The sequence below is a fragment of the Corallococcus sp. CA047B genome (assembly GCF_003612065.1).
GTDB classification, from domain to species: domain Bacteria; phylum Myxococcota; class Myxococcia; order Myxococcales; family Myxococcaceae; genus Corallococcus; species Corallococcus praedator.
Genome location: NZ_RAWD01000374.1, coordinates 1 through 8,601, shown reverse-complemented (window position 1 = coordinate 8,601; position 8,601 = coordinate 1). Strand labels below are relative to the sequence as shown.

The 8,601-nt window shown below is 69.8% G+C and carries 8 protein-coding genes and 1 pseudogene; 3 read left to right on the top strand and 6 right to left on the bottom strand.

Going from position 1 to position 8,601, the window contains the following annotated elements; genetic code table 11:
- The 3 genes from D7X74_RS36070 to D7X74_RS36060 all read left to right on the top strand — a co-directional run.
- Window positions 1-865 (top strand): cation:proton antiporter (locus tag D7X74_RS36070; protein WP_199741978.1); only part of this gene is annotated, 865 nt, incomplete at its 5' end.
- A complete protein-coding gene (locus tag D7X74_RS36065) occupies window positions 862-1,998 on the top strand; it encodes a cyclic nucleotide-binding domain-containing protein (protein WP_120537524.1) in 1,137 nt (378 codons plus the stop codon). The genes D7X74_RS36070 and D7X74_RS36065, both read left to right, overlap by 4 nt.
- A gap of 28 nt (window positions 1,999-2,026) precedes the next feature.
- Complete coding sequence (locus tag D7X74_RS36060; protein WP_120537523.1) at window positions 2,027-3,088, top strand: SDR family oxidoreductase; 1,062 nt, start codon at window positions 2,027-2,029, stop codon at window positions 3,086-3,088.
- 12 nt (window positions 3,089-3,100) lie between these two features.
- Here the strand turns inward: D7X74_RS36060 and D7X74_RS36055 are convergent, their stop codons facing one another.
- The 6 genes and pseudogenes from D7X74_RS36055 to D7X74_RS43290 all read right to left on the bottom strand — a co-directional run.
- Window positions 3,101-3,535 (bottom strand): hypothetical protein, encoded by a 435-nt coding sequence (locus D7X74_RS36055; protein ID WP_120537522.1) that lies wholly within the window; start codon window positions 3,533-3,535, stop codon window positions 3,101-3,103.
- 18 nt (window positions 3,536-3,553) lie between these two features.
- The gene (locus tag D7X74_RS36050; RefSeq protein WP_147444451.1) at window positions 3,554-3,967 is read right to left on the bottom strand and encodes a hypothetical protein; all 414 of its coding nucleotides are present in this window, start codon (window positions 3,965-3,967) and stop codon (window positions 3,554-3,556) included.
- Between the two features lie 167 nt (window positions 3,968-4,134).
- Complete coding sequence (locus D7X74_RS36045) at window positions 4,135-4,686, bottom strand: hypothetical protein (RefSeq protein WP_120537520.1); 552 nt, start codon at window positions 4,684-4,686, stop codon at window positions 4,135-4,137.
- A gap of 74 nt (window positions 4,687-4,760) precedes the next feature.
- Entirely contained in the window at window positions 4,761-5,933 is a 1,173-nt protein-coding gene (locus tag D7X74_RS36040) for a tetratricopeptide repeat protein (RefSeq protein ID WP_120537519.1), read from the bottom strand.
- 81 nt (window positions 5,934-6,014) lie between these two features.
- On the bottom strand, window positions 6,015-7,730 hold the full coding sequence (locus tag D7X74_RS36035) for an aldehyde dehydrogenase family protein (RefSeq protein WP_120537518.1): 1,716 nt from the start codon (window positions 7,728-7,730) through the stop codon (window positions 6,015-6,017).
- Between the two features lie 86 nt (window positions 7,731-7,816).
- Window positions 7,817-8,601: pseudogene (locus tag D7X74_RS43290) on the bottom strand (biotin transporter BioY); the annotation flags it as partial.

Genomic DNA, 8,601 nt, shown 5'->3' with positions numbered 1-8,601 from the left:
GGTGGCGGGGCTGGCGGTGGGCGTGACGCTGCGGCGCGAGGTGCCGCCGCAGAGCCAGGTGGCCATCCACTCCTTCTGGGAGTACGCCACCTTCGGCGTGAACACGTTCCTGTTCCTCTCCGTGGGCCTGGACACGCGGCCGGAGGCGCTCCAGGGACACCTGCCGGGCGTGGGCATCGCGGTGGTGGCGGTGGTGCTGGGGCGCGCGGTGGCCATCTACCTGCCCTTCCTGCTGTTGAAGCTGTTCAAGCCCGCGGAGTCCATCCCGCTGCGGTGGCAGCACGTGTTCCTGGTGGGCAACATCAAGGGCGCGCTGTCCATCGGTCTGGCGCTGGGCCTGCCGGAGAACACGCCCGCGCGCGAGCAGCTGGTGGCCATCGCCTTCGGCGTGACGCTGGTGTCCATGGTGGGCCAGGGGCTGGCGCTCACGGGCGCGCTCAAGTGGCTGGGGTTGTTCCAGCAGGACAAGGTGGCGCTGGAGATGGCGGGACAGCGGGGCAAGCTCATCGCCAGCCGCGCGGCGCACGTGGAGCTGGAGACGTTGCACACGCAGGGCCTGTTGCCGCGAGCGGCCTATGAGCACCTGCGCAGCGAGTACCAGGTGAACATCGCCCGGGCGGAGCGGGAGCTGCGGCGCATCAGCGAACAGCACCTGGCGGAAGGGGCGAAAGATTTGCTGAGCATGCGGCGGCGGCTCATCGACGCGGAGCGCACGGCGTTGCAGGGGGCCCGGCGCAACGGGCTGATTCCGGAGGCGACGGCGGAGGAGATGCTGGCGCACCTGGACGCGCGGATGTTGGACCTGGAGAAGGTGTTGCACGGCGGCAGCGCGAGCAAGGACAGCAAGGAGCACGGCGCAACATGAAGATCGTCATCGCGGGGGGAGGACGGGTGGGCGGCGCGCTGGCGGCGCGGCTCGTGTCGGAGCATCACACGGTGACGGTCATCGAACGCGATGCTGGCATCTGCGCGCGCCTCTTCGAGGAGGTGGGCGTGGTGACGGTGTGCGGGGATGCCACGAATCCGCGCGTGCTGGAGGCGGCGGGCATCAGCACGGCGGACGTGGCGGCGGCGGTGCTGGCGCACGACCCGGCGAACCTGGCGTTCACCATGCTGGTGCGCGCGGTGTCCAGCGCGCGCCTGATGGTGCGGATGCTGGACACGAACTACCGCGAAGCCTACCGGCTGGCGGGCGTGAAGGAGCTGGTGGCCGAGGCGGAGGTGGTGGTGGCGAAGATGACCACCGCCATCGACTTCCCGCAGGTGTCCGGGTCGCTGCCGCTCACCAACAGCGACGCGCTCCTGTTCGAGCTGACCATTCCGTCCCGCGCCCGGGTGGCGGGACAGACGGTGGCGCAGGTGCGCACCCTGGAGGGCTTCCCGCGCGAGTGCATCTTCATCGCGATGGTGGACCCCCAGGGCAACACGCAGCTGCCGGAGGGCAACACGCAGCTGCGCGCCGGGTCCACGGTCATCCTGGTGGCGCGGCGCGCGCAGGTGGCCACGGCGGTGGAGTTCCTCACGGCGGAGCCGCCGCTGGGCGCGGGGCTGGCGTCGTCGCTGGCCACGACCCTGCGCAAGCTGGACTTCCTGTCGCCCCTGAGTGACGACGAGCTGGAGAACGTGGCGCGCGGCGCGGAGCTGCTCCAGAAGCCCGCGGGCACGGAGCTGTTCCGCCAGGGCGACCCGGGGGAGACCTTCTACGTGGTCGTCTCCGGCGAGGTGGCGATGAAGGACGGCTCGCGGAACACGGTGGCCACGGTGAAGCAGGGCGGCTTCTTCGGAGAGCTGGCGCTGCTCACCGGCGAGCCTCGCAACGCCACCGCCGTCACCACCACGCCGTGCGAGCTGGCGGCGGTGGGCCGCGACGACTTCCGGGGCGTGATGATGGCCAACCCCGCCGTCGCGCTGGAGATGAGCCGCATCCTGGGCCAGCGCCTGTCCCGCGTGCAGGGCGGGCAGGTGCCCCCCAAGCGGCGCGGGCTGTTCGGGCGCTGAAGACAGACACTTCGCGGAGGGACTCCCCATGACGACGAAGCACACCGCGCTGGTGCTGGGCGCCACCGGCATCATCGGCCGCAACCTCATCACGCACCTGGACACCCGGCCGGACTGGGCGGTGAAGGCGGTGGCGCGCGGGGCGCCGGATTTCGCCACGCGCGCGGAGGTGCGGTCGCTGGACCTGCTGTCGCCGGACGCGTTCGCGGGCGCGGCGGAGTGGCTCAAGGACGTCACCCACGTCTTCTTCGCCGCCTACCAGGAGCGTCCGGACGCGGCGGAGTTGAGCCGCGTCAACGTGGCGCTGCTGCGCAACACCGTGGAGGCCCTGGAAAAGCACGCGCCGGGCTTCCGTCACGTCTCCTTCATCCAGGGCGGCAAGGCGTACGGCGCGCAGTTCGGCCTCTACAAGACGCCCGCGAAGGAGACCGACCCGCGCCACTTCCCGCCCAACTTCTACTACGACCAGGAGGACTACCTGCGCGACGCCTCCAAGGGCCGGCGCTGGAGCTGGACCGCCCTGCGGCCCGACATGATGATGGGCATCGCCGTGGGCAATCCCATGAACCTGGGAAACCTCATCGGCGTGTATGCGTCGCTGTGCAAGGCGCTGCGCGTGCCGCTGCGCTTCCCCTCCACGCCGCGCGCCTACTCCATCCTCGCCAACGTGACGGACGCCACCGTGCTCGCGAAGGCCATGGAGTGGGCCGCGCTCAATGAAGCCTGCGCGGGCGAAATCTTCAACATCACCAACGGCGACGTCTTCCGCTGGAGCCAGGTCTTCCCGCGCATCGCGGACGCGTTCGGCATCGCGTGCGCCGACCCGCAGCCCTTCTCCCTCACCGAGGCGATGAAGGACAAATCCCCCGTCTGGGAAGCGCTCACGCAACGCCACGGCCTGCACCCGCACGGCCTGAAGAAGCTGGCCAACTGGGCCTTTGGCGACTTCATCTTCCACGTGGAGAACGACGCGTTCTTCGACGTGAACAAGGCACGCCGCTTCGGCTTCCAGGAGATGCACCTGGACAGCACGGAGGCCATGGTCGCGCTGATGCGTCAGCTCCAGGCGGAGAAGCTCATCCCCGCCTGAAGCCCACGCGCGTCACGGGCTGACGAGGACGACCCGGGGCCCCTCCCCGGGACTGCCCGAGTCGACCGCGATGAAGAGCGGCACGTCCCGAGGAATCGGCTCTTTCGAACGGAGCGCCACCGTCGAGCCCTCGACGGGCGACACCTTCACGCATTCGCTCACCCCCGTGACGTACTTCGGGACCTCGACGTTACGGTCCTTGGACTTGCCCACGGGGCTGCCTTCGTACCAGCCGACATCCACGCACTGGGACCACCCCTTCTCCTCGTCGTCACAGGTGTCCAGCTTCGACCCGTCGATGGGCAGACAGGTCAGGACGAGCGTCACGGTGACATGGTCGTCGGCGTCCCGGGTCGCGGTGGCGGCCCGGACTCCCACGACATCGAAGTCCGGTCCACACGCGGACAGCAACCCACCCAGGGCCAGGGCAATGAAGGTCTTGTGCATGGTCATCTCCAGGAGCTGTCAGGGATTGGCGAGGATGATGCCCGTCGCGAGGGGATCCGCCTGGATGAGGATTCGCAGGCCCGGGTCCTTCGCCACCGCGTCAGGCGAGGTCAGCGTCAACTGCATGCCTTCGATGGAGGGGACCTTCTGGCACTGCTCCACCGTCGTCAGGGGGCTTTCGAAGCGGAGGTCGTCGGCCGCGTACCAACGCGCGGAGACACAGATGCGGTCGTCATCCGCATCACACTTTCCATCCGCCCTGGGCAGGCCATAGACCTCCTGGCAGGCCAGGGTGACCGCGACGGACACGCGGTCATCCTCGAGCCGCGAGGCCGTGGCCTCCCGCACTCCGGCGGCTTCAAGCCCGGGCTCACAGCCCGCGGCGGTGAGCGCCAGCAGCATCGACAGGATGGGATAGGGCCTGGGTCGCACGCGGGTTCCTCCTCGCAAGGGATGGGACCCGCTCGCCTTAGCAACGCCTGTGCCCATGGGCAGACAGACGCCTGCCCCGAGGGAGGACCGCGTGTGCACTGACACGCGTGTCCCGATTCCAGCACAGCGGACGCCCTGCGTTCCTGACAGGGCTGTCCTGCTTTGCTCTACGTGGCCTGCTTGAGGCGGCCGCACACGGCGGAGGCCACCAGGAAGCCCTTGCTGAAGGTGTTGCGGAAGCCGTTGTAGAGCGTCGTCACGCCCGGCACGTTGGCGATCATGTCCGCGAAGCTCCACATCTCCTCGTGCGCGTGGATGAGCGGAAGCGCTTCGCCGCCGTCCTCGCCGCGCTGGAGCGTGAAGTCGAACACCAGGATGGTGCGCAGGGGATAGGTGTACAGCCAAGCGAACTGCTTGAGGTTCATCACCCCGTCCACCATGGCCCGGCCGCTCTTCCCATCCGGCTCCAGTTGGATGTTGAGCTGGAAGATGTCGAAGTCGAAGCGGAACATGCAGTGGAAGCCCGCCGCACCCTTGCGGTACGTCTCCTTGCCACCCCCCTTCTGCCAGGGGTCCGTGAAGGTGACGTCCTCGGCAATCATTGGCATCAGCTCTTCGTCCAGGACCCTCGCGGGGATGGTCGTGTCGTAGAGCAGACGCGTGACTTCCCGGAAGCGCGCCTCCAACTGTTCAATCAATGCCTGCTCCGCCTTGCGCATACGTCCCCCCTGCCCGTCCCGGGCCGTGGCCGAGAAGGTAGGCACGGGGGTGGGCCCGGGGAAGACGGGGTGCGTCAGCCGCCCAGCTCCGTGAGCAGTTGCGCCGCCTGGGTCTTCACGAGGTCGTCCTCGCCCAACGACTGGGCCTGCTTCGCGTGGCGGGTGGCCTCCGCCCGGTCGAACGGCTGGGTGGCGCGCGCCAGGTTCAGGTGCGTGAGCGCGTCCTGGGGGTTCGCGGCCAGCACCCGCTCCAGCAGCACGCGGGCCCGCGCATGGTCCTGGTCACCCATCAACAGACGCACCAGGTCGTTGGTGGGGCCGGGCTCGTTCGGGGCCGCCACCACCGTCTCCTCCAACAACCGCCGCGCGTCCGCACGCTCGCCCAGCGCCTCGTGCGCCTGCGCCAGCGAGTGGCGCACATCCCACTGGTTGGGCGCGCGCCGGAGCGCGTCCTGGAAGAGGCCCTTCGCCTCCGCCAGCTCGCCGGCCAGCATCGCCGACAGGCCCTGCAGGTGGATGTACTGGATGCGCTCGGGGTCGATCTGCCGCAGCTCCAGGATGGTGCGCCGCGCGGCCTCCTGGCTGTTGGCCAGCAGGTACAGCCGGAACAGGTCCTGGAGCACCGCCAGCCGCGTCTTGCCCTGCGCGTGCTCCAGCGCCTGCACGCCCGCGGAGATGGCCAGGCCCACGGCGCCGTTGGACGCGTGCGCGCGCGACAGCATCAGGAACGGCAGGGCTTCCTGGGGCGCCAGCGCCGCGGCCTGCTGGAAGTGCTCCACCGCGGCCTTCGTGTCCTTGCGCTGCACCGCGATGCGGCCCAGCTCGAAGTGCGGGTAGACGCTCTGGGGCGCCACCACCTGCGCGGCCTCGAAGGCGGCCTTGGCGCCGTCCAGGTCTCCGCGCTCGGACAGGAGCGTGCCCAGGTTGAAGCGCTCGAAGTAGCCAGCGGTGGGCGCGGCGGCCAGCGCCTTGAGCGTCACCAGCGCCACCGGGTCCCCGGCCTGCGCCTTGAGCATCGCCAGGTGGGCCTGGGCTTCGGTGTTCTCCGGCTGCACCTGTAACAGTCGCGTCACGGCCCCTTCGGCATCCCGGGCGGCCCCGGTGCTCAGGTGGGTGCGCACCAATCCCATCAGACAGTCCACGTCCTTCGGGTCGATGGAGAGCCCCTTCTGGAAGCTCTTCACCGCCTCCCCGGGCTGGCCCTGCTGGAGGAACTGACCACCCTCTTGTGCGTACCTGGATGCCATGTCCCCTACCTACCACGAGCCTCCGGAAAGCCAGCTTCCCCGCCTGCCCCGAAGCGGTCTCACGGATGTTTCACCGCCCCCTCAACGGCGCAGCGCCGCCAGGGCGACCCCCGGGACCTTCCACCACGAGGGCGACTGCTCGAAATCCACCAGCCTGCGGCCCAGGTCCGCCATGCCCTGGTGTCCCGGCACCCAGGGGGGCGCGGGCAGGGACTTGAGCGGGGCGCGCAGCACCGCCTTCTCGATGGACTCCAGCATGAACGTGTTGTGCACCCAGCCCTGCCCGCTCTGGATGTCCTTCAGCGACGAGGACGGGTGGCCACCCCAGGGCAGGCTGCCCAGCGCGTAGGCCGCGCCCGGCCAGGTGTTGATGGCCACGGTGCCGTATCTCAGCTCGCGCACCGCCTTCTCCACCGCCGCCTTCACGTTCGGATCCTTGAGGGACTTCGGGTGGACGAGGAGCGTCGCGTTGAGGGTGCCCCACACCGTGTTGTTGAGGAACGCCACCACCGCTTCCAGGAACACCACTGGATCCTCCGAACCGGGCAGGCCCGTCTCCGACAGCACCGTGCACCAGGGCTCCTGGCGAAAGACGCGGTCCTGCGTCTTCAACGGATCCACGTCGGGCAGCAGCGCGTACGCGAGGTCGCCCTCACCTGGAGTGCCCACGAGCCGCACGTTGGGGCGGCCTTCGGTGAACTGGCGCCAGCGCTCGTCCGCGCCCGGGTAGTAGGCGCGGCGCACGGGGGCGCGGGCGAGGCTTGCCTGGATGCGGTCCACGAAGGCGCCGCGCTTGTTCCAGTCCTTCGGTTGCACCAGCAGCTTGGCCGCGTTGCAGTTGAAGGACGCGTTGTTGGCGACCATGCCGGCGATGTCGTCCGCCTGGAAGCGCAGGTCTCCGTCGGAGTACGGACCCGGCACCACGACCACTGGGGACACGTTGCCCAGCTCGCTGGACACGTGCTTGGTAAGCAGCGGTTCGTTCTTCTGTCGGCGCGCATCGGACTCCGGGCCGGGCGGGCCCCACACGAGCGCGTCGTGGGTGCGGTCGCTGCCGGTGATGTGCACCTCGTCCACCGCGTCGTGCTGCACGAGCTGCGCACCCTCCTCCGCGCCGCCGTACACGATGGCCAGCGCGTCCCGGGCGACGAGCGGCGCGAAGGCCTGCTCCAGGAAGGGGCCCAGGTACGCGTTGACGGGGTTCATCTTGAGCACGCAGACGGTGCCTTCGACGAAGAGCTTGTAGAGGCAGTCCAGCGGCGGGATGGAGTTGACGTTGCCGCCGCCCAGCACCGCGCACACGCGGCCCTTGTGGGGCTTGCGGTAGAACGACGCCTGGTGTTCGCGCAGGTTGTCGGCGGTGACGCCGGGCTGGAAGTAGACCTCGCCCACGTTGCCGGGCAGCAGCATTCCTTCCAGCCGGTCGCGGGGGAACACCCTCGCGGCCAGCCGCCCGTCCTCCAGCGTGCACAGGTGCGAGCGGGGGATGACGGGCACGCCGTGCTTCTGGATGTCGCGCAGCGAGTCCGCGAGCAGGCGCAGGTTGCGCACCACCACCATGGGCCCGGCGAGCCACTCCTCTCCCGCGAGGGGCCCGCCGGGGTCGATGCCCTTGGCCTCGCAGGCCGCGCGCACGCTCGGCTCCGCGATGGCGACGTACGCGCGGCGCAGGTCCTCCAGGAGCTTGATCCGCTCCGTGAGGGCGAGTTTCGCCCACGCGCCCGAGCCCTCGCGGACCCGGCGCACCAGGATGTCGATGGTGGTGCGAGACGTGTGCTGCGGGACGGCGGCGGACATGGCGACCTCCGGAACAGGCTTCACACCGGGTCCCGGTATAGGGAAGCCCGCGTGCGCCGTCACCGTGGGGGCCGCGCCCTCCGTCCTCAGGTGGGCAGAGGCTCGGCCAGGCCCTTGCGGATGGCCTCGTCAACGACGTTCATGACCTTCTTGAACTGCTCGTGGTGACGGCCTGCCTGCTCCTCGGCCAGCTTCGCCTGCTGTTCGCCGAGCTTCGCCTGCTCCTGGCCGAGCTTCGCCTGCTCCTCCCCCAGGGCCTCCATCTTCCGGCTGAGCTCCTCCTGCTGCTTGTCGAAGCCTTCACGCTCGCGATCGAGGTCCGCCTCGCGCTTGTCGAGTGCCTCCTCCTGGCGATCGCGTTCGACGTCGTCGCGGTCGGTGTCGTCGCGCCGGGCGGCGGCGATCCGGGCACGCTCCACGCCGATGTCCGCGTGCTTGAGCGCGAGCGCGGCGTGCTTCGAGGCCAGCTGCGTCTGGGGATAGGCGAGCTCCGCCTGCTTCTGGCCCAGCGCGGCCTGCTTCTGGCCGAGGGCCGCCTGCTGCTGTCCGAGCGCGCCCTGCGCATCCCCGAGCTTCCCGGCCTCTTCCATCAGCTTGCGCACCTGTTCGAGCGTCTGAGGATCGCGGATCAGGAAGGGCTTGTCGGCGCGGCGCACGAAGATGATGTCCTTGCCCTTCTGCTTGAAGGTGCGCGCCAGGTGCACGTCGTCGGAGGAGCCGGAGATCATCGTCCGACCGTCGGAGAGGTACGCGAAGGTGTCGCCGTCATCCATGTCCGGAGGGCTGGGAGGACGCGGCGGCGCGGGAGGCACCGGCGCCGCCGCGAGCCTGGGCAGGGCGGGCAGCGCCGGCAGGGCGGGCGACGTAGAGG